This window comes from Microbacterium sp. DT81.1 (assembly GCF_049844955.1).
Lineage (GTDB): Bacteria > Actinomycetota > Actinomycetes > Actinomycetales > Microbacteriaceae > Microbacterium.
This window is the reverse complement of record NZ_JBNCMA010000006.1, coordinates 69,545-95,100: the sequence shown is the minus strand read 5'-3', so window position 1 is coordinate 95,100 and position 25,556 is coordinate 69,545. Positions and strand designations below refer to the sequence as shown.

General features: G+C 64.7%; 20 protein-coding genes and 1 pseudogene. 14 read left to right on the top strand and 7 right to left on the bottom strand.

Annotation, left to right across the window (positions count from 1 at the left end; all coding sequences use genetic code 11):
- Nucleotides 1–26: 26 nt before the first annotated feature.
- From ACLQ2Q_RS16335 to ACLQ2Q_RS16315, 5 genes are all read left to right on the top strand, one after another.
- Nucleotides 27–908: a carbohydrate ABC transporter permease gene (locus tag ACLQ2Q_RS16335; protein WP_425821778.1), complete on the top strand. Its 882-nt coding sequence runs from the start codon at nt 27–29 to the stop codon at nt 906–908.
- Entirely contained in the window at nt 905–1,816 is a 912-nt protein-coding gene (locus ACLQ2Q_RS16330; protein WP_425821775.1) for a carbohydrate ABC transporter permease, read from the top strand. Before ACLQ2Q_RS16335 ends, ACLQ2Q_RS16330 begins: the two co-directional genes overlap by 4 nt.
- Nucleotides 1,813–2,799 (top strand): LacI family DNA-binding transcriptional regulator, encoded by a 987-nt coding sequence (locus tag ACLQ2Q_RS16325; RefSeq protein WP_425821773.1) that lies wholly within the window; start codon nt 1,813–1,815, stop codon nt 2,797–2,799. Before ACLQ2Q_RS16330 ends, ACLQ2Q_RS16325 begins: the two co-directional genes overlap by 4 nt.
- Nucleotides 2,800–2,807: 8 nt before the next feature.
- Nucleotides 2,808–4,229, top strand: a complete 1,422-nt coding sequence (locus tag ACLQ2Q_RS16320) for a glycoside hydrolase family 32 protein (RefSeq protein ID WP_425821771.1) — start codon at nt 2,808–2,810, stop codon at nt 4,227–4,229.
- Nucleotides 4,230–4,331: 102 nt separating this feature from the next.
- Nucleotides 4,332–5,897 (top strand): glycoside hydrolase family 32 protein, encoded by a 1,566-nt coding sequence (locus ACLQ2Q_RS16315; RefSeq protein ID WP_425821769.1) that lies wholly within the window; start codon nt 4,332–4,334, stop codon nt 5,895–5,897.
- A gap of 124 nt (nt 5,898–6,021) precedes the next feature.
- Here ACLQ2Q_RS16315 and ACLQ2Q_RS16310 read toward each other — a convergent pair whose 3' ends face one another.
- Entirely contained in the window at nt 6,022–9,522 is a 3,501-nt protein-coding gene (locus ACLQ2Q_RS16310; protein WP_425821767.1) for a GH32 C-terminal domain-containing protein, read from the bottom strand.
- A 300-nt stretch (nt 9,523–9,822) separates the two neighbouring features.
- Nucleotides 9,823–10,794: a carbohydrate kinase family protein gene (locus tag ACLQ2Q_RS16305; protein WP_425821765.1), complete on the bottom strand. Its 972-nt coding sequence runs from the start codon at nt 10,792–10,794 to the stop codon at nt 9,823–9,825.
- Nucleotides 10,795–11,431: 637 nt separating this feature from the next.
- Between ACLQ2Q_RS16305 and ACLQ2Q_RS16300 the strand changes: the two genes are divergently transcribed.
- Nucleotides 11,432–13,066, top strand: coding sequence for a glycoside hydrolase family 32 protein (locus ACLQ2Q_RS16300; protein ID WP_425821763.1), 1,635 nt, complete (start codon nt 11,432–11,434; stop codon nt 13,064–13,066).
- Nucleotides 13,067–13,106: 40 nt separating this feature from the next.
- On the opposite strand, the gene ACLQ2Q_RS16295 is transcribed toward ACLQ2Q_RS16300, so the two are convergent.
- Together ACLQ2Q_RS16295 and ACLQ2Q_RS16290 are read right to left on the bottom strand one after the other, a co-directional pair.
- Nucleotides 13,107–14,120, bottom strand: coding sequence for a LacI family DNA-binding transcriptional regulator (locus tag ACLQ2Q_RS16295; protein ID WP_425821761.1), 1,014 nt, complete (start codon nt 14,118–14,120; stop codon nt 13,107–13,109).
- Between the two features lie 182 nt (nt 14,121–14,302).
- Nucleotides 14,303–15,295, bottom strand: coding sequence for a LacI family DNA-binding transcriptional regulator (locus ACLQ2Q_RS16290; protein WP_425821759.1), 993 nt, complete (start codon nt 15,293–15,295; stop codon nt 14,303–14,305).
- A gap of 168 nt (nt 15,296–15,463) precedes the next feature.
- Between ACLQ2Q_RS16290 and ACLQ2Q_RS16285 the strand changes: the two genes are divergently transcribed.
- From ACLQ2Q_RS16285 to ACLQ2Q_RS16260, 6 genes are all read left to right on the top strand, one after another.
- Entirely contained in the window at nt 15,464–16,579 is a 1,116-nt protein-coding gene (locus tag ACLQ2Q_RS16285) for a substrate-binding domain-containing protein (protein ID WP_425821757.1), read from the top strand.
- 68 nt (nt 16,580–16,647) lie between these two features.
- On the top strand, nt 16,648–17,682 hold the full coding sequence (locus ACLQ2Q_RS16280) for an ABC transporter permease (protein WP_425821755.1): 1,035 nt from the start codon (nt 16,648–16,650) through the stop codon (nt 17,680–17,682).
- Nucleotides 17,679–18,479, top strand: a complete 801-nt coding sequence (locus tag ACLQ2Q_RS16275; RefSeq protein ID WP_425821753.1) for an ATP-binding cassette domain-containing protein — start codon at nt 17,679–17,681, stop codon at nt 18,477–18,479. The genes ACLQ2Q_RS16280 and ACLQ2Q_RS16275 overlap by 4 nt, the downstream gene beginning before the upstream one ends.
- A 67-nt stretch (nt 18,480–18,546) precedes the next feature.
- Entirely contained in the window at nt 18,547–18,864 is a 318-nt protein-coding gene (locus ACLQ2Q_RS16270) for a putative quinol monooxygenase (protein ID WP_425821751.1), read from the top strand.
- A 345-nt stretch (nt 18,865–19,209) separates the two neighbouring features.
- Complete coding sequence (locus ACLQ2Q_RS16265) at nt 19,210–20,958, top strand: glycoside hydrolase family 68 protein (protein WP_425821749.1); 1,749 nt, start codon at nt 19,210–19,212, stop codon at nt 20,956–20,958.
- 250 nt (nt 20,959–21,208) lie between these two features.
- Nucleotides 21,209–21,394: a hypothetical protein gene (locus tag ACLQ2Q_RS16260; RefSeq protein WP_425821747.1), complete on the top strand. Its 186-nt coding sequence runs from the start codon at nt 21,209–21,211 to the stop codon at nt 21,392–21,394.
- A gap of 21 nt (nt 21,395–21,415) precedes the next feature.
- Here ACLQ2Q_RS16260 and ACLQ2Q_RS16255 read toward each other — a convergent pair whose 3' ends face one another.
- Nucleotides 21,416–21,553, bottom strand: a complete 138-nt coding sequence (locus tag ACLQ2Q_RS16255; RefSeq protein WP_425821745.1) for a hypothetical protein — start codon at nt 21,551–21,553, stop codon at nt 21,416–21,418.
- A 123-nt stretch (nt 21,554–21,676) separates the two neighbouring features.
- Between ACLQ2Q_RS16255 and ACLQ2Q_RS16250 the strand changes: the two genes are divergently transcribed.
- Nucleotides 21,677–22,021 carry an ATP-dependent DNA ligase gene (locus ACLQ2Q_RS16250; protein WP_425821743.1) on the top strand — a complete coding sequence of 115 codons (345 nt, stop codon included), beginning with the start codon at nt 21,677–21,679 and terminating at the stop codon, nt 22,019–22,021.
- 354 nt (nt 22,022–22,375) lie between these two features.
- Here the strand turns inward: ACLQ2Q_RS16250 and ACLQ2Q_RS16245 are convergent, their stop codons facing one another.
- Nucleotides 22,376–23,368 (bottom strand): LacI family DNA-binding transcriptional regulator, encoded by a 993-nt coding sequence (locus ACLQ2Q_RS16245; RefSeq protein ID WP_425821741.1) that lies wholly within the window; start codon nt 23,366–23,368, stop codon nt 22,376–22,378.
- On the opposite strand from ACLQ2Q_RS16245, the pseudogene ACLQ2Q_RS16240 reads away from it, so the two are divergent.
- Nucleotides 23,296–24,198 (top strand): annotated as a pseudogene (locus tag ACLQ2Q_RS16240) (fumarylacetoacetate hydrolase family protein). The gene ACLQ2Q_RS16245 and the pseudogene ACLQ2Q_RS16240 overlap by 73 nt on opposite strands.
- A gap of 366 nt (nt 24,199–24,564) precedes the next feature.
- Here ACLQ2Q_RS16240 and ACLQ2Q_RS16235 read toward each other — a convergent pair.
- The gene (locus tag ACLQ2Q_RS16235; RefSeq protein ID WP_425821739.1) at nt 24,565–25,554 is read right to left on the bottom strand and encodes an oxidoreductase; all 990 of its coding nucleotides are present in this window, start codon (nt 25,552–25,554) and stop codon (nt 24,565–24,567) included.
- Between the last annotated feature and the right edge of the window lie 2 nt (nt 25,555–25,556).

Genomic DNA, 25,556 nt, shown 5'->3' with positions numbered 1-25,556 from the left:
CCGCGCGCCGGCCGATGCGGTCCTCGATGCTTCCGCGGCGCACAGGCCTGTCGGTGGCGATCTTTTTGATCCCGCCGCTGCTGCTCTATGGCGCCGCAGTCTTGCTCCCCATCGTGCAGTCGCTGGTCCTCAGCCTGTTCTCCTGGGACGGCATCACCGACATCGCGTTCGTCGGATTGGACAACTACGTGAAGATGTTCACTCGAGACGACGTATTCTGGACCGCCTTCGGAAACGCGCTCGGCTACCTTGCCATCTGCCTCGTTCTGCAGCTCGGCGGCGCACTCGCAGTCGCTGGCCTGCTGACCGCGCTCCCTCGGGCGCGGGAGCTCGTCAAGACCCTCTACTTACTGCCGGCTGTCATCTCCACCGTTGCGATTGCGTTCCTGTTCATCCGCATCTACTCGCTCGAACCGGTAGGGCTACTCAACCAGCTGCTGGCGTGGGTCGGACTCGACGGGTTGCAAACGGCATGGCTGTCCAACGTGCAGACGGTGCTCGCGGCGGTGTCGATTCCCGAGGGATGGCGCTTCACTGGGCTGTACATGCTCATCATCTACGCCGCGCTCATCGCCGTGCCCCACGAGCTCGAAGAAGCCGCGCGCCTGGACGGGGCTTCCTGGTGGCAGACATTCTGGCGCATCCGTTTCCCCTATATCCGCCCCGTCTGGATCACTACAACCGTCATGGCGACCACCTTCGCCCTGCGCGGGTTCGACATCCCCTACCTGCTGACCAACGGCGGCCCAGGGCAAGCATCCGAGCTCCTCACAACGTACATGTACAAGACGGCGTTCGTGCACACTGACTACGGCTACGCCAGCGCCATCTCGGTCTTCATCGTGGTGGAGTGCCTCGTCGCTGTCGGCCTGATCTTCCTGCTGCTTCGTCGGAGGGACGACGTATGACCTCTTCACTTCTCATCCGCCCCGCCGCATCGCCCATGACGCCCTCACCGCCCGCCAACCGTCACCGGCTCCGGTCGCCACGGCAGCGTGTGCAGCGCACCCTCCTCGCCGTCACGGTCGTCCTTATCGTGATCGTGCAGGTGTACCCCCTTGCGTGGCTGCTCCTGACGAGCTTCCGGACGGCATCCGACTTCGCCGGCGGAGACCCGTTCGCTCTTCCCAGCGAATTCACCCTCGACAACTACGCGCGCGCCTTCGCGACCGGCAACCTGTGGCTGAACATGGCCAACAGCCTCATCGTCACGTTGGGGGCCAGCGCCCTCATCGTCGTAGCTGGGATGATGGCCGCGTTCGCACTCCAGGTCCTTGGGTTCCGCTTCAGCAACCTCGTGCGCGCCCTGTTCCTGCTGGGCATCATCGTGCCGGTGCAAATCGCCCTCGTGCCACTGTTCATCGACTATTCGCAGGTCGGGCTTCTCGACACGCACCTCTCGATGATCCTTCCCCTCGCCGCGTTTTCGCTGCCGATGAGCGTGTACCTGTTCTCCTCCTTCTATCAGTACATTCCCCGGGAAATGTACGAGGCGGCCTCCCTGGACGGCGCAGGCCCTTACCGCATATTCCTGCAGATCACCTCCCCGCTGTCGGTGAACACGATCATCACCGTGGTGCTCGTCAACAGCATCTTCATCTGGAACGACTTCATCTTCGCCAATACATTCGTTTTGTCGGATGGACTGAAGACCATCCCGCTGGGCCTGCAGAATTACATCGGAGCGATGGGAAACACCGACTGGACAGCGACATTCGCCGCCGTCTGCATCACGGTGACCCCGTTGCTGCTGGTCTTCCTTCTACTGAACAAGGCCATGATCAACGGACTTGAGAGCGGGGCTACCAAAGGATGAGCACAACCATGCGGGACGTGGCGAGGGCGGCAGGAGTCTCGGTCGCGACGGTGTCCCACGTGGTGAACGATAAGCCGGGCGCGCGCATCGGCGATGATGCCCGCCGCCGGGTTCACCAAGCGATCGAGGATCTCGGGTATCGTCCGAACGCGCTCGCTAAGACGTTGTCGCAGGGCAATTCGCGCTTCATCGGACTGGTAGCGGATGCCATCGCCACAACCCCTTTCGCTGGCCAGATCATTCACGGCGCACAGGATGAGGCATGGCGTCTCGGATACGTTCTGCTCGTCGCTAACACTGAGGGCAACCCCGCCGTGGAAAACGATGCAATCGCAATGATGCTCGAGCACCAGGTGCAAGGGATTCTTTACTCCACCTGGTACCACCGGGAAATCGAGGTGCCGCACATGCTGCAAAACACCGCGACCGTGTTGGTGAACTGTTTCGCAGCCGATGACGCGTTCCCCGCCATCGTTCCAGATGAGGAACAGGGCGGTCGCACCGCCACCGAAGAGCTGCTCGCCGCCGGACATCGCCGTATCGCCTTCGTCAACACCACCTCGCCCTCACCGGCGCAGTCGGGGCGCCTCGCCGGCTACCGACGGGCACTCGAGGATGCCGGGATCGGATACGACGACGCGTTGGTGTTCTCCGCCGAGCCGGCGCAGGAAGGGGGGTACGCCAGCACCGGCCCCGTCGTAGATTCCGGTGCGACGGGCGTGTTCTGCCACAACGACCGCGTCGCCATGGGCTTGTATGACGGACTGCGCGAGCGCGGACTCCGGATCCCCGACGACATCGCGGTCATGGGCTTTGACAACCAGGACGTCATCGCCGCGCACTTACGCCCACCACTTTCGACTGTCGCCCTTCCTCACTACGAGCTCGGTGCAGCCGGCGTGCGAACTCTGCTCGGCATCGAGCCCACACCCGTGGATCGCCTGCTGATTGCTTGCCCGTCAGTTTCGCGAAAGTCCTTGTAGGAGCGCGCATGTCTGCCGCACGTATGAGCCGGCCCGTCTTTCACCTCTCTCCGCGCCGTCACTGGATGAACGACCCCAACGGTCTCGTTTACGTCGATGGGGTGTGGCATGTCTTCTTCCAGCACAACCCCGAGGGCATCGATTGGGGCAACATGAGCTGGGGTCACGCCACCAGCACCGACCTCGAGCACTGGCGCGAGCATCCCGTCGCGCTCCGCCACCGCGACGGTGAGCAGATCTACTCAGGATCCGTCGTCGCAGACCGCGACGGATCCCTCACTGCCGTTTACACCAGCACATACGAAACGGGTCTACAAGCCCAGTCCCGTGCCGTCAGCCGTGACGGCGGGTACACGTGGATGATGGACCCCGCCAATCCGATGCTCGACCGCGGGTCGACCGATTTCCGCGACCCAAAATTAGTCCGGTACACGTCCGCCGACGGCCATGCACGGTGGATTCTCGTTGCCGTCGAAGCGGTCGAGCGCCGCGTGCTGATCTACACCTCCGATGACCTACGCCAGTGGGAGGAGGCCGGCTCGTTCGGACCCATCGGTGAACCGGCGGTGGTGTGGGAGTGCCCCGACCTCGTGCGCCTTCCACTAGATGGTGACGACGCCGGCGCGCGTTGGGTGTTGTTGTTGAGCACCAACCCCGTCGGCGATAACGCCCACCCGGCAGGATCAGCGATGCACTACGTGGTCGGCGATTTCGACGGTCACACGTTCACAGCGGACCGTGACGGGCTCGCCCGCGCGGACTATGGGCGGGACATGTACGCAGGTGTGACCTTCAACAGCGCTCCGGGCGGCGAAGCGGTAATGCTCGGCTGGATGAGCAACTGGCGTTACGCGCACGCTGTGCCCTCAACCCCGTGGCGCGGCGCGATGTCGTTACCTCGGAGTCTGTCTTTGCGCACGATCGACGGCGCTCCTCGCCTCGTACAATCACCCGCCTCCTTCGTCGAGGATCGCCTCGCCACCGCTGCATCCGAGACGAGTGCCCGCTCCTTTGCGCTGAGCGGGCACTCTCTACTCGAGCTGCGGTGGGAACCGTCGGTCACTGGAGTCCTTGGTCTTCGTCTGCAGGGCGACTGCGACAACTTCGCCGAGATCGTCCACGACCCTGACATGGGGGTTCTGACCGTGACTCGTGCAGGCTCCGCAGCAACGGCCCTGCATCCCGATTTTCCTTCGACGAGCGTCGCCCCGCTCCTCCGTTCCGGTGGCGGACACCTGCGGGTGAGCTTGGATGGGCCGCTGCTCGAGGTGTTCCTCGGCGAGGGAGAAGTAGCGGTATCCAACCTCGTGACACTCGGTATCGGGCCTGTCACCGCCACAGTGCACACAGCAGCCGCACACGCGGTTGTCCAAACGATTGCGGTCGACGTCGAAGACGCCGAGGGGGGTGCAGCATCAGCTGCCGCCTGAACCAGCGGCCCTGACCCACGTAAGGAAGGCAGTCGCGTCGTAGCGACGGCCCGGAAGAAGTGGACGCACTGTCGCGTCCGCACAAGAGAAAAGGAACTGCCAATGTCGTCGCACCAATTCTCCCGTCGCGCCGTGCTGCAGGGTACGGGCCTCGGAACTCTGGGCCTCCTCGTCGCCGGAACCGGTCCGGCTGCCGCGGTCGGTCCTGGCTCGCAGCGCGCTGTGTACCACATGACCCCTCCCACAGGGTGGCTGTGCGACGCGCAACGCCCTATCGTTTCCAGGGGTGCCTATCAACTTTATTATCTTCACTCAGCACAGAACAACGGCGACGGCGGATGGGACCACGCAACCACGGCCGATGGTGTGAGCTTCACCCACCACGGCCCGGTGATGCCGCTCACGAACGGCGTGCCAGTGTGGTCGGGATGCCTGGTTGTGGACCACGCGAACACCGCAGGCTTTGGCGCTGGCGCAGTCATCGCTCTCGCCACGCGCCCCACCGACGGCATCCGCAGGTATCAGGAGCAGTACCTGTACTGGTCGACGGACGGTGGGTTCACCTTCTCGATGCTCCCGGACGCGGTCATCGTCAACACCGACGGGCGCACCGCCACGTCTCCTGCCCAAGTCGACAACGCCGAATGGTTCCGAGACCCCAAGGTGCACTGGGACGCCGCCCGAAACGAATGGGTCCTTGCACTCGGCCGCGCCCGTTACGCCGCTTTCTACACCTCCCGGAACCTGCGCACGTGGACGCTACGCCGCAATTTCGACTACCCCAACGCGCAGCAGCTGGGCGGTATTGAATGCCCCGACCTATTCCAGATGACCGCCGATGACGGGAGCCGTCACTGGGTGCTCGGCGCCAGCATGGACGCCTACGGAGTCGGTCTGCCTATGACGTACGCGTACTGGATGGGCACCTGGAATGGCGAACAATTCATCGCCGACAACCCCTCCCCTCAATGGCTCGACTGGGGATGGGACTGGTACGGCGCCGTGACCTGGCCCACCATCGAAGCGCCCGAGACTCGCCGGCTCGCGATCGGGTGGATGAACAACTGGAAGTACGCGGCCCGCGACGTTCCCACTGACGTCACCGACGGGTACAACGGCCAGAACTCGCTCGTACGCGAATTGCGCCTCGAACGTCAGACCGGGGGCTGGTACACCCTTCTAAGTAGCCCCATTGCCGCGCTCGCGACACACGCCACGGCGACGATCTCGTTGCCCGATCGCACCGTCAACGGCAACACCGTGCTGCCCTGGAACGGCCGCGCATACGAACTCGAACTCGACATCGCATGGAGCACGGCCACCAACGTCGGTGTCTCGGTCGGCCGGTCAGCCAACGGATTACGACACACGAACATCGGCAAGTACGGAGCCGACCTGTACGTCGACCGCGCACCATCAGAGCGGAGCGGATACACCCTCGCGCCGTACATCCGCGCGGCAGCGCCCATCGATCCCGCGGCACGCTCGGTTCACCTGCGGATCTTCGTCGACAGGCAGAGCGTCGAGGTCTTCGTGAACGCCGGCCACACGGTGCTGTCCCAGCAGGTGCACTTCGTCGACGGCGACACCGGTATCGCGCTCTACACGGACGGCGGCGCGGCACAGTTCACCAACATCACCATCCGGGAGTTCGCTACAGCGATCTGAACGCTGCAGTGCCGAGAACAAGGTGTGAGCCTGCTAGCGCCGTTAAGGACGTTGAATCACGCGACGAAGAACGTCCGGCAGGGGATGGAGTGGGAGCCAGAGCGGTGACGTCCCACCCCTTCGGTCATCTCACTACCGCGACCTTGAGCGGGGCGCTCCATGTGGACCCGGCTGTATTCGCGAACGCGACACGGTAGGTGTGAGTGCCCTTCGCGGCTCCCGCTACCAGCAGGGTCGCCGATTGGGCCCCAGGCGTCGCCGCAACCAGCGGGCCTTCGGCCACCAGGGTGACGCCGTCGAAGAAGCGATAGGAGGTGGCGTTCGTTCCCCACCGCAGGTTCGCGGTCACGGTGAAGTTGCCATCGCCGTCCTGGTTATCGTGGCTGAGGACGGGCGTCGCCGGGTTCGCTTGGGTGACCTTCACCGTGGTCGACGTGGTGGCGGTCACGCCCTTTGTATTGACCAGCTCGCCGGTGTAGATGTAAGTGCCGTTCGCTCTGCCCTCGATCGGGATGCGCATCTGCTGCGGCGAGGAGCCCCCGTACGTGAGCGGCACTGATTTCACGAGAACGCCGTTCTCGAACAGTCGGAAGGAAGAGCCGTTCTGACCCCGCCGCAGGTCCATTGTGACGGTGTAGTCGCCGTCGGCAAGACCGGTGTCCCATCCGTTGTCGTGTGACAGGGTTCCACGCGCCGGTGCCGCAGTCGCCCCATCCGGGACTGTGATTGTCGCCGACCATGCGGATCGTGCTCCTTCGCCTGCCGCGTTCGCGGCGCTGACGGCAAACCTCGCATTCGATCCGGGTGTGAGCCCGTCGATTCGCGCTGACGTGTCCGAAGTGGTCGCCACGGGAGCGTCGACGCTCTCCTGGTACACGCGGTACTCGATGACCTCTGCACCGACCTCCTCAGCCGGCGCGGTCCAGGTGACGTCGGCGCCGCCAGTGCTCCCGGTCGCGACAACGGTAAGGGGAGCACCGGGAACCGTGACGGGCTTCGGCACCTTCCACATGGTGGGGAAGATCGGCGTCACGGTGATGCTCTCGAGCACCGCCGTGCCACCGGTAGACCACCCGGTGATCGCGTCCGCGCCGGCGTTGGGGAACACCTGGTCGGTGATCGTGACTCGTCCGTCGGCCGCGAGCAGTTCCACCGACGCGCGGTCGAGGAACAGTTCTATTGTCACGGTACCGTTGTCTGCTAGCGGAACGGGGGCATCCTCGATTGATGTGAAGGCGGGATGGAACTCCACGTTGCCAGAATCGCGTCGGTCGACGAATATGCGTTCGCTCGCGGTGTCGTAGCCGATGCGGGTGCCCGAGTCGGCGTCGCCGAAGACGACGATGCCTGCCTGCTCGGCTTCGCCCGGTCGCAGCACCGCGTCGATCTTCACTAGCTGGCCCGCCAGCGCGAGGTCGGCTGTGCCGTCGAGCTGGACACCGCTGCGCGTCTGCGCGGCGGTGGTGTCGAGCTGCTCATCGATTTGGTCGACGATCTGTTGCCGCAGCCGGGGACCATTTTGTGTCGTGACGAGGGTGACCTCTCGGGGAAGCGCCATGGAACTGCGCCATGTCGACGTGGGGATGTCGTTGGCGTAGTCCCAGTTGTTCATCCATCCCTGCATGATTCTCGACGTGCTCGGGGTGCCGAAATAGGTCACGCTCGCGTAGTAGTCGCGGCCCCAGTCCAGCCAGTCGTAGTTCTCGAGCCGCGTGGGCGCCGAGGTATCGCCGAACACCACCTGGTCGAGGAGGATGTGGCCCCATCCGAACCGGTTGTTGTCGATCACGCGGATCGAGGCTTCGCGCCCCTCGAACTCCTTCACGTTCCAGCTTGCCCAGTCGAGGGTCTCGCTGTCGGCACCGGTCGCGCTGCGCACGATCCCGCCGTCGACGACGAGATTGACGGACGTCTCGTCGGAGCGCACCTTCGCGGGTTCGTCCCCGACGACCACGTGATCGAAGGTGAGGTGCCCGAATCCTCCCGTCGCCTCGTCGCGGACCCTCAGCTGTGCCTGGCTGCCGGCGAACTCAGAGACGTCCCACGACCTCCAATTCAGCTGCCCCGATTCGGGCCCGGTCTGTGCGCGCACGACCTCGCCGTCGATGACCAGCTCTGCCTGCAGCGAACCATCCGCTCGCTTGCCGCCGCCGATTAAGAACGACACAAAGTCGCCGTCGAGCGCGAACACGGGAGACGTCATGAGGCCGACGTTGTCGTCACCGCGCGGTCCGCCCTCCCAGGTGTTGAGACGCTTGGCTCCCAGAAAGTAGTCGCCGCCCGCAGTGGACGGGTTGCGCCGCGGCTCGGATGCGAAGTCGCCCGTGATCTCCCAGCCCGAGTCGGCGAGGGTCTGCCCCTCGGGCAGTTCAAAGTCGAACACCGTCCTGCCTGCGGGCGGGTCGTTCGACAGCTGCGACCCGGTCACGTGCGGGTGCCGGCCGCCGCCGACCAGAAGGTTGATGTAGTCGTCGGAGATCGTGAACGTCGGCGACTCCATGGTGCCGAGCGGCCAGTCGCCGTCATTGAAACCGTTCACGAGGCCGCCCCCGACGAAACCCGTCACCGGATGCTGGCCGGGTAGGGAACCGGTCGCCGGGGCGGGGCCAAACGGACCTTCCTTCCAGTTTCCGGGCTCGTTCGCGACCGTCCAGCCCTCGTAATCTCCGCCGTCGAAGCCGGCGAAGGCCTCGCCGGAGGGAACGGCGTCGGCCGCCTCAGTGCTCTCGCTCGTGAAGGTGACGCCGTCGAATTCGCCGACGAAGTACTGTCCTCCGCTCCCTCCGCCTACGGCGCCGGGGTTGAGGTTGACTACCATGATCCACTTCGTGTTTGCGGCGTCGCCGTCGACGGGGAGTTCGAACAGGTCCGGGCACTCCCAGATCCCGCCGGTCGAATTGGCAGGACCGAAGTCGGACAAGTGCTCCCACGTCCGCAGGTCAGCGCTCTTGTACAGCACCGCCTTGTGATCCGCTGCCTCGACGGCCACCATCACCCAGTACGCGCCCGCCGGTCCGTCGTACCAGAACACCTTCGGATCACGGAAGTTGTTCGACCCGCGGTCGAGCACGGGGTTGCCCTCGTACTTGGTCCAGCTGTACCCGCCGTCGTTGCTGTAGGCCAGCGACTGGGCCTGCTGACCCGCGCGGGTCGGGTGAGCGGGCTCGTACGCGCTGGTGTAGATCGCGACCATGGGTGCTTCGCCGTCGACGCCGAAGCCCGACGTGTTGTCCTCGTCTACTACGACCGAGCCTGAGAAGATGCTCTCGATCGGGCGGCCTCCGGCATCGAACGTCTGCGGGATAGCAAGTGGCTGTTCCTCCCAGTGCAGGAGGTCGTCAGATGTTGCGTGTCCCCAGCTCATATTTCCCCAGCGAGTTCCCTGCGGATTGTGCTGGAAGTAGAGGTGGTAGATCCCGTCGACGTAAACCATACCGTTGGGGTCATTCATCCAGTTCTCTTCGGGCGAGAAATGCACCAGCGGCCGATACGGGGCATCCGCCGGATCGTTGCCCTCAGCGGCCGCCGTCGTCCCGGCAGCCGCGCTGACTGCTAAGGCGGCAGCGACCACCGTCGCCACGATGGAGGTCACCCCTCTTCTATACGGTGCGCCGTTTGTAAGCATCTCTCGCATCACCATGTGGATCACTCGCTCCTTCGCGGGTGCCGAGGGGAACCCTCGGCACCATGACATCGATGTCATGACTTCTAACTGGAGATGCTAAGGAATGTCGAGCGGACATTACAAGCCGGAACACGGATGCCCGAGTCGATATGGCCGTGCACGGCCATATCGGTGGCCGAATTCGTCGACGGGCTGATCTTTGGGGGGCGCGGCGCCTGGAGAGATAGGTTGTAGCGGTCGTCGTCGTCTAGGAACCACAAATCTCGCTCGTACCCCGGGAGCCGGGAGGAGCGAACCCGATCAGCGTTTCGCGGCGGCGGGAGGCAAGGGTCCGCGCGGCAGGCGCGCAGAGAGCTGGGTTGCGAGTTCCGCCCGGGACGGTGGATCGGCCCCGGGGCGCGACACCGTGATCGCCGCAGCGGCCGCGCTCATGCGCAGGATCGCTTCCAGGTCCGAGGGGGGAACGGCGCCGAGAGCGTTGCGCTGACTGGCGCCGGTGAGCTCCGCGTGGATCAGGCCGTCGATGAGCGCGCCCATGAAGGTGTCGCCCGCGCCAACCGTGTCCACCACAGCAGTTTTCACAGCGTGAATGCCTACAACGCCGGTAGCGGTGACCGCCAATGCCCCGTCGGCACCGGTGGTGACGACCACCACTGCTGGTCCCGAGCGCTGCCACCGCGTCGCGACCTCGACGAGATCGGCATCCGGATGCAGCCAGCGTAAGTCCTCGTCACTTGCCTTCACCACGTCGGCGCGTCGCACGAGCGAAGCCACGCGAGCGCGAGCCTCCGCTGGATCTTGCAGTAGCGAGGGGCGGATGTTCGGGTCGTACGTGATCGTGGCGGACCGGCGGACCTCGTCGATGAGGCGCGAGACGTCGTCGGCTCCAGGACCGAGTAGGGCGGCGACCGAGCCGACGTGCAGCACGTCCGCGCCGGCGACCGACACGCCCCCCAAGGCCCAGTCGATGTCGAACTCGTACGTCGCGGCGCCGGCTGCGTCCAGATGGGCGGTCGCAGTTGCGGTGCGCGGTGCGTGAGTGGCATCGACGGTGACGCTGGAACGCTCCAGCCAGTCGCGCACAGACCGGCCGTGCGAGTCATCCCCGAGCCGTGTCACCAAGTGCGGCGTCCGGCCAAGGCGTCCGAGGGTCAGCGCGACGTTCGCCGGACTTCCGCCCGGCGCCGCATCGACCGAGCCGTCGGCCCGATGGACGATGTCGACTAGGGCTTCGCCGACGACTACGACCCGAGCGCCCGCAACATAACTCATTCCTTCCCCCCACGGGCGCCGGTACTGCTAGCCATCGCGCGTTGAGAGGAGAGGAAGCGGGTCAGCGAGGGGCAGGTCATCAGCTCGCCCGCGCAGTGTCAAGCCGGACGAAGTTCTGCACGCCGACCATGACGGACCCGAGCTCTTCTTTCCGCACCATGAAGAGCGGCCTTTCTGCGGCGGGTTGAGGAGCCACCCCGGCCCGTGTCAGCCGCTCCCGACATGGAAGCGGACGACCTCTGAACCCTTCGGGTGCGCCCGGCTGGCCGGCAGAACTACCGCTGAAGCGAGAGCCCCTTTGGGGACGTTCGAGCTCAAGCCCCGCCCTGCGGATACGACGAACGCTCTTGGGTGTGACTTTCATGAGCACTACAATGACATCGTTGTCAAAGAAAGTCACGCCCGTACACCGACCTTGGGGGATCCTTCTGGCACACGCAAGGAGGAATGTGAAGCACTTCACATTCGTCGGGTCTCGGAGCGAGAACCCGGCGGCGATCGGTTGCGCGGCTGCAGCGGCGGTCAGCGCATCAGGAAACGCCGTAGCAGTCCTGTCGCCAAATACCGATCCTTCCTTTCGCTGTCTCACGCCGAGGGCGACGCCGTGGCGGCGTGTGGGACCGGGCAGGGTGTTCAGGTGACAAGCCGATTTGCTTCCGGTAGCCCGCAGGGGTCTTCGGCCGCGGCCCGGCGTCGAGGGCGGTGGCGAAGGACTTTGGTGGCCGGGCTCACCGCGCTTCTGCTCGCGCCTCTGGTGAGCTGTGGGGTGACGAGCGAACCGGACCCGTCTCCACCGGCACCAGCGCCGAGTACAGCCCGGCCCGCGGAGGACGCGGCTTACCGGCCGGACATTCACCTCACTCCGGACCAGAACTGGATGAATGACCCACAGCGCCCGTTCTTTGCGGGTGACGAGTGGCACCTGTATTACCTGTACAACTCGGACTATCCCGACGGCAACGGCACCGAATGGTTTCACGCCACATCAACGGACCTCGTGACGTGGCAAAACCGGGGGGTCGCGATCCCGAAGTACCAGAACGGGCTCGGAGACATCCAATCTGGAAGCGCCGTGGTCGACGCTGAAAATACCGCCGGCTTCGGCCGCGGCGCCATCGTCGCGCTAGTAACACAGCAGGATCAAGGCGTGCAGCGACAGTCCTTGTTCTGGTCTACCGACGACGGCTACACCTTCACGGCATACGAAGGCAATCCAGTCATGGACAATCCTGGTGCGTCGCACTGGCGGGATCCGAAAGTGGTGTGGGACGACGCTTCTCGGCAGTGGGTGATGGTCCTCGCCGAGGGCGAGAAGATTGGCTTCTACACCTCGCGCAACCTGAAGGAATGGACCTATCGCTCCGGATTCGAGCGCGACGATCTAGGGCTGCTCGAATGCCCCGACCTCTTCGAGATGTCGATCGATGGCGACCCGAGTCGCACCACGTGGGTCCTCGGTACCAGCGCGAATGGCGTCGCGTACGGGCGAACGACGGGCTATGCCTACTGGACAGGCCACTGGGATGGGGAGAGGTTCGCGGCCGCTCGAGTTGAGCCTCAGTGGCTGGACGGCGGGTCGGACTTCTATGCCGCCGTCACGTGGGAGGACCCGCGCCTGAACCCAGCGGACCGAATGGCGCAGCGCTTCGCACTGGGATGGATGAATAACTGGTCTTACGCGGGTGAACTGCCTACGACCAGCTGGTTCGGTGGTGCCCAGTCGATCGTCCGCACTCTGCGCCTCGACGCAGCAACCGGTGGCGCGCCGGTCCTTCACAGTTCCCCCATTGATCAGCTCGTGGAAATCGAGAGGGACGTGCAACAGGCTAGAGGCCTGACCATCGATTCTGAAGCGGGGCCATCAGTGTTGCCGCAACCGGGCAGTAAAGCATTCCGGATCCAGCTGAGCTTGAGCAAAGCCTCTTTCGACGCCGATGAGTTGCAGGTTGTGATCGGCTCCCATGGCCGAACAGTCACGGTGGGTTTCAACGCGGTCCGGCAAGAGGTATTCCTTGTCCGCGATACCGACGTGGTGGCAGGGGAGATGCCGATGCTGTACCGAGACCTCCGCGCAGTACCGGCGGTCTGGTCCTCGTCGGGCGAGATCGAGGTCGACATTTTCGTGGACGGCTCGACGCTGGAGGTGTTCGTCGAGGATGGCGCGGAGTCGCTTTCGTCCCTGATCTTTCCCGGGTCGATGGACCTGAGCATTTCGGCCGCCGGCGGGCGAGCAACAATTGCCGAGCTTCGGGTGGCCGATTTATCGCCATGACGGCGGAGAGATCGGGGCCCGGAGAACACATGGTTGTTGCCTAACGCCGGGGAGGGGCGGTGGAGTCGCGGATTACTAGCGCGCAGGGGAACTCGGCGTGCGTGCGACCGGTCTTGTCATCGTCCATCTCAGCCGCTAAGGCAGACATGGCCCAGGCGCCCATCTGGAAGTGTGGAAGCGCGACGGTTGTGAGGCCTGGATCGAGGCCCGCCGCGATGATCTCCAGGTCGTCCACCCCGACGATCGAAACATCGTCGGGAACGCGCAGCCCTCGAGCTGCCGCGCCCTGATACACACCCATTGCAATTTGGTCATTGAAGCAGAACACGGCGGTCGGCATCTCTGTGCCCGAGAACAGTGCTGCGGCAGCCTCGCGCCCTCCGACCGCAGTGGATGGAACTCGCACCAGCTGGGCTTCGGGCGCGTCGAAGGCCCGTCGCCACTCGAGTTCGCGACCGGCGCGAGCCGGGGTGTCGTCCACCGTCGATGCCATCGCGATCTCACGGTGCCCGAGTGCCGTCAGATGCTTCAGCGCGATACGTCCGATCTGCCGCTCGTCTGGCACAACTGAGGAATACCCGCGATCTGGGTCGGTGGCGTGCACCAGCACCGTTGGAACATTCAACAGCCGGTCAGGGACCGCTACAACCTCGTGGGACATTCGAGCGTAGATGACCCCATCGACGCCGCCACGCTCGAGCAGCATCTGTAGTTGCTGGCGCTCCAGTTCCGGATCCGCCTCGCTCTCGACGACCATAAGAACGGTGTCGCGTTCCCGCGCCTGATCTTGCGCTCCAAGTAGCACGCGTCCCGCGTGCGGAGTGCTCGAGATGCGATCCCCAACGAATCCGACCACGCCTGTGCGGTTACGCCGCAACGCGATCGCTGCGCGGTTAGGGACGTATCCCATAGCCCGCGCAACATCCAAGACCCGCTCTCGGGTGCTCTCCTTCACCGGACGTGCTCCGCTGATCGCGTGCGACACGGTGGTCGGTGAAACGCCGGCCGCTGCGGCGATGTCTCGGATGTCGGGTCTCGCTGATGATCCCGACATAAGTAGTCTCCTTCGCGACCAGCATATGCGGGCACACGTCGGAGACTGTTGAATCGTGTGAATTCATGGTGCGTCGGGCTCCTGACAACGATGTCAATCAGTGTTTTACACTGTAGGCACGGTGGTAGTCGAAGTCAAGGCCCCCTCTGGACGGCTCCCGCCGCCAACTCAGACCGGTCGGTCTATGGTCTGATTTCGCCTGTCCCACGCTCTATCAACGTGGTCGGGATCACGACGGTCGACGGCGGGTGGACGGCCCCGTCGAGACGGGCGAAGATCTGTTCGGCGGCGGTGGAGCCGATGGTGTGGGCGTCCTGAGCGACCACGGTGACTCCCGGCTCAAGCAAGTCTGCGAGAGGCAGGTCGTCGAAACCGACCAGAGCGACCCGGCGTTGCAGGTTTCGAGCACGCAGGGCATGGAGCGCCCCAAGCGTGACCAGGTTCTGGGCGCTGAAGACCGCGGTGGGCGGGTCCTCACCGTCGAGGAGCTCGCCGAGGGCCCGCTCCGCGGATGCCGCGTCGTGCAGATCTGGACGCTGCGGTGCGTTGAACGTCGACACGCCCGCCCTGCCGAGCTCTTCCAGGAACCCGCGGCGCCTTTCCGTCGCAGTCTGAATCGTGAGCCGGTCACCGAGAAATGCGATGCGGCGGTGCCCGTGTGCGAGAAGGTGCGCAGTGGCGCGAGCAGCGCCGTCGGCGTTGTCGCTGGTGACCACGTCGACCTGGAGGCCCGATGGTTCCCGGTCGACGAAAACCACGGGCGTGCCGCGCTCAAGCGTGGGCAGCAGATAGTTGTGGCTACGTGAGGCGGTGGTGAGAATCAGCCCGTCCACCCGTCGGCGGAGAAAAGCCTCGACCGCGCGTTGTTCGCGGGACGGGTCGTCGTCCAGGCTCGACGCGAACACGGCGACATCGCGCTCGATCGCGGCGTCTTCGATCGCCCGGTGAATGGCACCCGCGAACGGGTTGTCCACACTGCCCACGAGCAACCCCAATGTGCGCGTCCGTCCGTCCGCCCGCCGTAGGTTTCCGGCATGAACGTCGAGGTGATAATCCAGGCTGCGTGCCGCATCCCGCACCCGGGCAGTTGTTGCCGCCGACACATTCGGCTCGCCATTGATCACGCGCGAGACGGTCTTCACGCCGACGCCCGCAAGCGCGGCCACGTGCTTCATGGTGGCACGCGGTCGCGCGGCGCCCTCGCTGGCGTGGCCGTTTGACATCGGTGTCACATTCATATCTCCATCGGGTCGATTTGCTTGACTCTACCGACTATCTCGTCTAAGAACTTATCTGACATCGTTGTCAATCGACAGCGGAACTTGCTACCGAAGGAAATTTCAATGGGGAATCACATGCATCGTGGGCCACGGGCCCTGTTCACCGCCGGCGCTCTCGCCGCAGCAACAGCACTGGCCCTGACCGGCTGCGCGTCCGCCAGCGGTGGCACATCGCCCTCCGCGGCCAGTGACGGCAGCAGCGACGAGATCGGCGTATCCCTGATCGTCAAGACCAACTCGAACCCTTTCTTCATCGCGATGCAGGAGGGTGCGGAAGCTGCCGCGGACGAGAACGGCGTCGCCTTGACAATGGCCGCCGGCAAGGAGGACGGAGATGAGGACACACAGATTCAGGCCATCGAGGCGGCGATCTCGAAGGGTGACGCGGGGATTTTGATCACACCGAACGGCCCCGCCGTTCTGGATGCGATCGAGAAGGCTCGCGACGCAGGTCTGTTCGTGATCGCGCTCGACACCGTGCCCGACCCGGCCGACGCTGTGGACATCACCTTCGCGACGGACAACTACCTCGCAGGTCAGCTCGTCGGCCAATGGACGGCGGGCACGTTGGCCGGGGACGACGCGGTGATCGGACTCATCGACTTGTTCGACGACAAGGCCGTGAGTGTCGACTACAACCGCGATCAGGGCTTCCTCGACGGGATGGGCATCGACCTCGCCGATGAGCAGGCCAACGGAGACGAAGAGGCCAGCGGCGAATACAGCGGCGGCAGCTACACCATCGTCGGCAACGAAGCCTCACAGGGCGCCGAGGACGGCGGGCGTGCCGCGATGGAGAACCTGCTCGCGAAGAATCCGGACATCAACGTCGTGTACACGATCAACGAGCCAGCCGCGTACGGAGCCTTCCAAGCACTCGAGGCAGCAGGCAAGGGGCCGGATGATGTTCTCATCGTCTCGATCGATGGAGGGTGTGCCGGTGTCGGTCAGGTGGCTGACGGCATCATCGACGCCACCAGCCAGCAGTACCCCGTGAAGATGGCCGAACTCGGCGTCGAGGCGATTGTCGAGCTCGTCGAGACCGGTGAGGCCCCTGAGCCAAGTGAAGGCCTGGACTTCTTCAACACCGGTGTTGCACTGGTGACCGATCAGCCCGTCGACGGTGTCGATTCAATCGACACCGCGGAAGCCGCCAGCATCTGCTGGGGCGGCGAGTAATAGACCCGGGATGCCGCGGCGCACCCGTCGCGGCATCCCCTCACCCCTGAATCAACGGAAGTGACCCCGTGACCCAATCAGCCCCTCCCACCTCCACGCTCGACCTTGCCGCGGAATTCCTCGACCGGCGCACGCCCCTGGACCGCGTACGCGGAATCCTGCATCGCTACCCGGCGATCAGCCCGGCCGTGGTCCTCGTGCTGGCCGTTCTCGTCTTCGGAAGCATCAACCCGCGGTTCTTCGCTGCCGCCAACCTGTCACTGATCCTGGACCAGGTCTCCGTCGTCGGCACGGTCGCCGTCGCGCAGACGCTCATCATCCTGACGGCCGGCATTGACCTCTCCGTCGGCGCGGCCATGATTCTCGCATCGATGGTCATGGCCCAAACCGCAGTCCACAACGGTCTACCCGCGCCGCTTGCCCTCCTTGCCGGGCTTCTCGCGGCCCTGGCAGCGGGCGCGCTGAACGGTTTTCTCGTCACGCGGGTGAAGCTTCCGCCGTTCATCGCCACCCTCGGCACTTTGAATATCTTCGTCGCGCTGACGCTTCTTTATAGTGGCGGCCAGACCATCCGCAAAGCCGAGATGCCCGAACTGCTGACTTGGACGGCCACCGCGTTCCCGATCGGAGACGTTCGCCTCACCGTTGGCGTCATCATCATGCTGGCCCTGTACGTCGTGATGGCATATGTGCTCGGGCGCACCGCCTGGGGCCGACACGTCTACGCCGTCGGAGATGACGCAGAAGCGGCTCGGCTTGCGGGAATCTCCACGGGACGAGTGCTGATGAGCGTCTACATCGCGGCAGGTGCCGTCCTCGCCGTTGCAGCCTGGATCCAGATAGGCCGATCCGGAGCTGCCAGCCCGAACGCCGGCGCCGATCTCAACCTCGACTCGATCACCGCCGTCGTGATCGGCGGGACCTCCCTCTTCGGGGGCCGGGGCATCATCTGGGGCACCCTGCTTGGCGCCATCATCGTCGGCGTGTTCAGAAACGGACTGTTTCTCGCCGGCGTGGACGGCCTCTATCAAACACTCGCCATCGGCATCCTTGTGATCGTCGCGGTCTCTGTGGACCAGTGGATCCGAAAGGTACGCAAATGACTCTCATCGACAACACCGCGGCCGCACCGGCGGCGCCCTCGGGGACGCCCATACTTGAGGCCCGACGCCTCGTCAAAACGTTCGGCCGGGTCGTCGGCCTGGACGGGGTCAGCCTTCAACTGCACGCCGGCGAGGTGCTCGCCATCATCGGAGACAACGGGGCCGGCAAATCGACCCTCGTCAAGTGCCTCACCGGTGCCTATATTCCCGACGACGGCCAACTGCTGCTCGACGGGCAAGAGGTGCACTTCAAACGTCCCCAAGACGCACGGTCCGCCGGAATCGAAACCGTCTACCAGAACTTGGCAGTCTCCCCAGCACTGGACGTCGCCTCGAATCTGTTCCTGGGCCGGGAGCGCCGCAAACCCGGCATCGCGGGCTCCCTCTTCCGTGCGCTGGACACCTCAGGAATGCGCAAGGAAGCCCGCGAGCAGGTGCAGAAGCTTGGCATCTCAACCCTGCAAGATGTCAGCGTGGCGGTAGAAAACCTCTCCGGCGGGCAGCGCCAGGCCGTGGCCGTCGCGCGTGCCGCGGCTTTCGGGTCCAAAGTGGTGGTCCTCGACGAGCCCACAGCCGCGCTGGGCGTTCGCGAGTCCAACCAGGTTCTCGAGCTCATCCAACGGCTGCGAGAGAACGGGATCCCGGTCATCCTCATCTCACACAACATGCCGCACGTGTTCCAGGTCGCCGACCGCATCCACATCCAACGCCTCGGCAAGAGAGCGGCGACGATCACACCGCAGTCGCACACGATGACCGACGCCGTCGCCATCATGACAGGAGCGGCAACCGCCTGACCCTCGCTGTGCGCGCCTTGGGGTCACTGGGCGCGCACAGCGAGCACTTCACTGAAGGAGCAGCACGATGGATGACGAGCGAGTCGTCTTGTACGCAGAGTTCACGGCCCGATCGGGTGAGGCAGAGGAGGTGCAGCGCCTTCTGAAAGCGTTCACCACCGCGGTACGCGGGGAGCCGGGCAATCTGGCCTTCGAGCCCTATCGCAGAGTCGACGACCCCGATCGGTTCTTCGTTTTCGAAATCTACCGCGATCGAGCCGCCTTCGAGGCGCACCTGTCGGCCGACCATGGGCGCCCCTTCAACTCCGCGCTCGAACCTCTCATTCGGGAGGACGCGAGCCAGCTGAGCTTCCTGACACCGATCCCCGCCGCCGCCAAGCGTTGACCGCTCGCCCCGACGCTGGACTGTGGTTGTTGGGCACGATAGCCGCGCTACCGCGCGCCTACACGCTCGCGAAGCGCCACCAGCGAAGAGGGTCGCGGGACGGGCTTGAGATATGTGGGAGGCCGAACACGGTCCCGTCGTTGAACCGCGCCCGAGAATGCCCTGGTCGCCACGCGCTCAGCCGCGGACAGCGCCTTTGAGAGGGGCGGTTCTGTCTCCCGTTCGGTGCCGATCTAAGAGCCGCATCCGCCCCAAAATTCACCCGTGCGGATCAAAACGATTTGTGCAACTATGAATCAGCTTTGCAAAACCATTTGCATGGCCCTTTAGAAGAGGAGTTGTTGTATGCAACTATCACGACGGCGTGTGACGCGCCGTGCTACGAGCGGGTTGGTGGCGGGTGCGCTCGTTGCTACCGCGTTGGTCGCGGGTACGCCTGCGGCTTTGGCCGCTCCGGGTGTGGTGGTGGCCGGTCATGGTCTGCCGCTTCAGGCTGGTCCGGAGCCTACGGTGCACACCCAGGAGGCGTTCGCTCCGGAGGATGATTTCACGGCGAAGTGGACGCGTGCTGATGCCCGGCAGATCGCGCGGCTGTCGGACCCGAACGCCGGGTCTCGGGAGAACTCGATGCCGGCGTCGTTGACGATGCCGACGGTTCCGCAGGATTTCCCGGACATGTCACACGGGGCGGTGTGGGTGTGGGATTCCTGGCCGCTGACGGATGAGAACGGGGATCAGTACTCGGTGAACGGGCAGGAGATCATCTTCTCGCTTGTCGCTGACCGCAGCCTCGGGTTCGATGACCGTCATGTGTTCGCGAAGATCGGGTACTTCTACCGTCCGGCGTTGATCCCGGACGAGCAGCGCCCCGAGGATGGCGGCTGGACCTACGGCGGACTCGTGTTCGAGGAGGGCGTCACGGGTCAGATCTTCGAGGACCAGTCCTACAGCCACCAGACCCAGTGGTCCGGCTCGGCACGGGTGTTCAAGGGTGGGGAGATCAAGCTGTTCTTCACCGACGTCGCGTTCTACCGCAACCCGGATGGCAGCAACATCAAGCCGTACGACCCGCGGATCGCGCTGAGCCTGGGCAAGGTGCACGCGGGCCCGAACGGTGTGTCGTTCACCGGGTTCGATGAGGTCATCGACCTGCTCCAGGCCGACGGCACGTACTACCAGACCGGTGCGCAGAACCCGTTCTTCAACTTCCGCGACCCGTTCACGTTCGAGGACCCCGCCCACCCGGGCGAGACCTACATGGTGTTCGAGGGCAACACGGCCATGCAGCGTGAGACGGCCACCTGTGACGCGGAAGACCTCGGCTACCGGGACGGGGACCCGTACGCGGAGACCGTCGAAGAGGTCAACGCCACCGATGCGACACTGAACATCGGCAACATCGGTTTGGCGAAGGCGAAGAACAAGGAGCTGACCGAGTGGGAGTTCCTGCCCCCGATCCTCTCCGCGAACTGCGTCACCGACCAGACCGAGCGGCCGCAGTTCGTGTTCAAGGACGGGAAGTACTACCTGTTCACGATCAGCCACCGCAGCACGTACGCGGCCGGCCTGGACGGACCTGAGGGTGTTTACGCGTTCGTCGGCGACGGCATCCGCAGCGACTTCCAGCCGCTGAACCACGGATCCGGTCTCGCCCTGGGCAACCCGACGAACCTGAACTTCCTCGGTGGGGAGCCCTTCGCGCCGGACTTCAACCAGCACCCCGGACACTTCCAGGCGTACTCGCACTACGTCATGCCCGGCGGGTTGGTGCAGTCCTTCATCGATACGATCGGCACGCACGACAACTTCGTGCGCGGCGGCACCCTCGCCCCCACCGTGAAGATCGACCTTCAAGGCGACACGTCCGCCGTGGACTACTCCTACGGAAACGACGGACTCGGCGGCTGGGCGGACATCCCCGCCAACCTGCACATGTTGACGGCGGGCAAGTACACCGTCACCGTGTCCGACGCAGTGGCCGAAAGGATCCGCGACGTCGTCGGTCCCAGGTTCGACGACTACCTGCAAGGCAAGCCGGTCCCCCCGCGCACCAAGGCGCTGATCGAACGGCTGATCGCACAATACGGCGGCTAAACACCCAACCAAACGGATGCCCCGGGGTTCGGCCACCCCGGGGCATCCCCACGCGCAGGTGCAGGGCTTCGTATCAGTTATCTAGCCCGGGTCGCGCCGCCACCGGGTCACACAGCCTCGTCGGTGGCGACCCACCGGCGGAGGGTGTGCGTGCTCTGGCCACCAATACTCCACGCCTTCTCCGCTGATGGTCCGGCTCGGCCTGCAGCGGCGCGGCCACTTAGGCCAGCAAGAAAGGAGCCACTCGCCCATGGACGCCCGTGAAGCTGCCTGGCGTGCGTACGCCCGATCTATCGCCCTGCAAGATATCGGCGAGGAAGCACTCGAAAATGCAGAAATCGACTTCAAGGCGGGATTTGAGGCGGCGATGGCTATCTTGAGCTCCCCCGATCGCAAGCTCAAGGTGCTCCGACCGCAAGTCGTGAGAACGGGCTGAGTGCAGAAGCATTGCGAATCTCTACAACCGGGTCTTGGTGATGTTCGTCTCGCTGAGGATCGCTAAGCGATGCTCGTGCGGCGTCGTGCCAGGTGGATCGGCGGCGCGGAGCAGCGTCGATGTGCGGAACGGGGCGCCGAGCTTCCGGGCGAGGGTCACGACCGTGGGCCCAGACGCGCAGATGGCGACGAGCCTAGATGCATCCAGCTCGTCGGCTCAAGCGGAACCAAGCCCTGGTGCACTACCGCAGGTCGGGCGAACACGAATCTCGGGAGGCCCGCCATGGGAAAGCTCACGTACGGCACGGTGCTGAGGGCGGACTTCGATGACCGGACCCTCTGGCATCTGCAAGCGGTGATCGGCAGCAAGATGCGGCGAGGCGAATCGTTCCACTTCTCGTGGAAGGACGACAACAGCATTGGTGGTGGCAGCTCCAGCGTGTGGGTTCATCCGGATTGCTCGATGATGTACAGGTTCCACGACTCTCGGCGACCGGTCCTGAATCGGGCATGGTTAGACGCGCTGATGAAGTCCGCGAATTCGCACACTGGACTGGTCGTTGTCCCCGAGCCCTCAGATCCGGGCGGGCAGGTTGGCTCAGGCGTCGAACTCCCAGTCTCGATCTGACCCGAACTCGGTTGCGGTGAGAGAACTCGTCGGCGTTGTCGCGAAGCAGACTGGCCTCATCCCGCACCAGGGCGGGAAGGTCTTCGTCGATGATCTCGTCGGATGTGACCGCTTCCGTGTTCGAGCCGGAAATGGCAAACCGCGCGGACTACGCAAGACCATCTGATGCGTTCTCTGGCGATACCGCCCGGGCACCTCTTCGGACGGGACATGCGGGCACGCAAAGCCAGGGCTGTAAGGCCTTTAGTTCGGCGGGCGAGGTGACCCCCGACAGTCAGGCATCAGCGACTTTCTGGCGGAGTGGCGTCACGAGTTCGCGATAGCGGGGAAGAGCCGAGACGGTCCTAGTGAACTCTACGTGGAGCCGCGCACGACGAGTTCGATCGCTACGTCCGACGCGGCGGGTGACTCCTCACCGCCCTCCACGCCAAGGGCGGCGAGTGTCGCTGGAGCGATCATCTCGGCCACTCGCTCTGCATCAGGCGCGGTGGTGGTCAGGGGAGGGAATGCGACCTCGCCGGCGAACGTATTGTCCGCACCGATTACTGCGAGATCGTCGGGGCAGCGCAATCCGGCGTCGGCGATCGCGCGCAGAACTGCCAGTCCTATATCGTCGTTGAATGCGCAGATTGCGGTGATACCGTCCTCCCAGAGGCGGCGGACGGCGGCGGCGGCCGGTACACCGAGCTCGGTGAGGCTGAGCACCGCCGGTTCATCCATGCCAGCGTCACGTGCAGTAGCCAGGACGGACTGGCGCCGACCGACGATCGCGCCATCCAGTTCCGCAATGGGGCGCTCGACTATCGCGATGCGGCGGTGCCCACGGTCCCGCAAATGACCGATTCTTAACTGGCTGCCTCGCATCTCCAGGTCGCGCAGGGCCTCTGTCGGCACCACCACGGTGTCGATCCCGGCATCCACCAGCCGTTGCCGGTCATCGGCGCCAAGCGGTTGGTTGACCAGCACTGCTCGGGGCCGTAGTTGCAAAGCGGTCGCCACGAGCGAGTGACGGGTGGACGTGTCCAGATGCACCGATGCAGCGTATCCGCGCGCTGCCAGGGCGGCGATTAACTCGGCCATCACGCGGAACGTCATGGCGCCATACGGTGCCGCCGGCAACTCGAGAAGAATCACGCGGCTGGATCCTTCGGCGAGGGATTTGGCGGCGAGATTGGGTCGGTAGTCGAGCATGCGGGCGGCGCGAAACACCGCTTGCCTGGTGACCTCAGGAATGGTTTGGGGCGCTCCGTTGAGTACGAAGCTGACTGTCGAACGTGATACTCCTGCGAGGCGCGCGACGTCGGTACTGGTCGGCGCGCGCCGACTGGGGATTGACTGTTCCGCCATCCCTCAATCGTAGACGATCACTAACTCGCATTAGTGCTTTGGAAAGGGCAAGCGATGCACGGTTCTCGTCAGACCCCGGGAGAGTGTTTGACCGCTGGGAGGAGTTAGCCGAGTGGGCGCAGTTGACCGACGTCGCCTTGCACCCGGCATCCGTCTCTCTTCTCGGCCACCGACCTCCGCGGCGCGTCGTCCCCCGCCCTCAACAGGTCATCAGAGTGGGCCTCACTACGCGGACCACGCGAAGGAAGCAGGCCTGCCGATCCCCGAGCAGCCCGTCGTCTTCACCAAGTTCGCATCGTCTGTCGTCGGGCCGGACGCCGACGGGCACTTCCCCGGAGACACCGTCGACTGATTCCGAGCTCGTCCTCGTCATCGGCAGCGGTGGGCGTGACATTTTGATCGCCGAAGCGGCGGATCGCATCGCCGGCTACACCGTGGGTCAGGATCTCTCGGAGCGAACCGTGCAGTGGCAGGGACAGCCCGCGCAGTCAGCATGGGCAAGTCGTTCCAAGGCTTCGCCCCCACCGGGCCCGCGATCGTCTCGCTCGACCACTTCGCGAACCGTGACCGGCTCGCGATCTCGGCCACCATCGTCGGCCAAGACGGCACCGAGACGCGAGCGCAGGACAGCTCGACGCAATTGATCTTCTCCGTCGCCGAATTGATCAGCCGGCTCTCGGAGACCGTCAGCCGGCGACTTGATCTTCACGGGAACTCCTCCGGGCGTTGGCACAGGAATGGAGCCCAGGCGTTTCCTCGTCGCCGGTGAGACCCTCGTGACCGAAATCGAGGGGATCGGTAGTAGCATCACCCAGCGCTTCCACGACTGACGGTGCTGCGCGGGCAGCCGTGTCCTCAAGGAGCGTGCGTACTCAGTGCGTACTCGGCCTCCGCATGATGCGGTGTTCTACGTGTGAGATGCGTGCGAGGAGTGCGTGAAGGCGCGCCTGATGGGCAGGCCGAGGCCCTGCTAAGGTGGAGTCCCCTTACGGGGACCGAGGGTTCAAATCCCTCCGTCTCCGCCGCGAAAACCCCTGGTAAACCAGGGTTTTTCTGCGTTAGGGGCCGGTGACCGCGGGTGTGCATTGCGTGCGTGGAGTGTACTGAGTGCGAACCGCAGCGGCACTCGGTACGCACTGGGTACGCAACGGCGCGAGCCAGACCAGATAAATCCGTGGTCAGGTTACATTCTTGTTCTAATCGGGGTGCACTTTTCGAGGTGGTGTACCCTCCTCACCCACGGCACATCTGATCTGCACCCTGCTTCGTGCAGGGCGCTGCACCTTAGCCACGGGATACCGCACTCCGGTCAGTTCTTCCGATGCCGCCCACAGCCGCGCTGCCATGAGCGGATCCGAGGCCTGCATCGAGCGGCCCACGAGAACCGGCGGTCCCGCCATCTCCCGGCGTCTGCTCGGTCCCGCGTAGCTTCCGCCCGGCACATCCTCGGTGGCTGCGTAAAGTGTGGGCGTCGCGCCCATCACGGCGTTCTGAGCGAAAAGCCGCACGGCCACTTTGGCGAAGGCGGTCATGAGCGGGCTCTCGGAACTGGACATGAGATTCGTCGAAGTCATCCCAGGGTGAGACGCGGTCGCAATGACCGGCGACCCGGACCCTTCGAGTCGACGCTGCAACTCCAGGGTGAATAGCAGGTTGGCGAGTTTGGACTGCTCATACCCGCCCGATCCTGTGCCGTAGCGGCGCGTGTGCCAGTTGAGGTCGTCGAAGTCGATCGTGGCGGAGCGGTGGGCGCTGCTGGCGATGGTGACGACGCGCCCGGAGATGTGCGGCAGCAGCAGATTGGTGAGTGCGAAGTGGCCGAGGTGGTTGATGCCGAACTGCAGTTCGAACCCGTCGGCAGTGCGACCCAGTGGGGGAACCATGACGCCCGCGTTGTTGACCAGGATGTGAACGTCGTCCTTCCATGCCTCCGCGAATCCGCGTACGGATTGCAGGTCGGCGAGGTCGAGGTGGCGGATCTCGGTCGAGCCGATCACGGTGGCGGCGGCATCCCGGCCTCGCTTCTCATCGCGGACTGCGAAGACGACGTGGGCCTCTTTGGCAGCGAACACGCGGGCGGCCTCTAGGCCGATGCCACTGTTCGCGCCGGTGACGATGACGGTCTTGCCGGCCAGCGAAGGGATGCGGTCGACTGTCCAGTCCGGTACGTGCGTGTGGGCGGTCATGC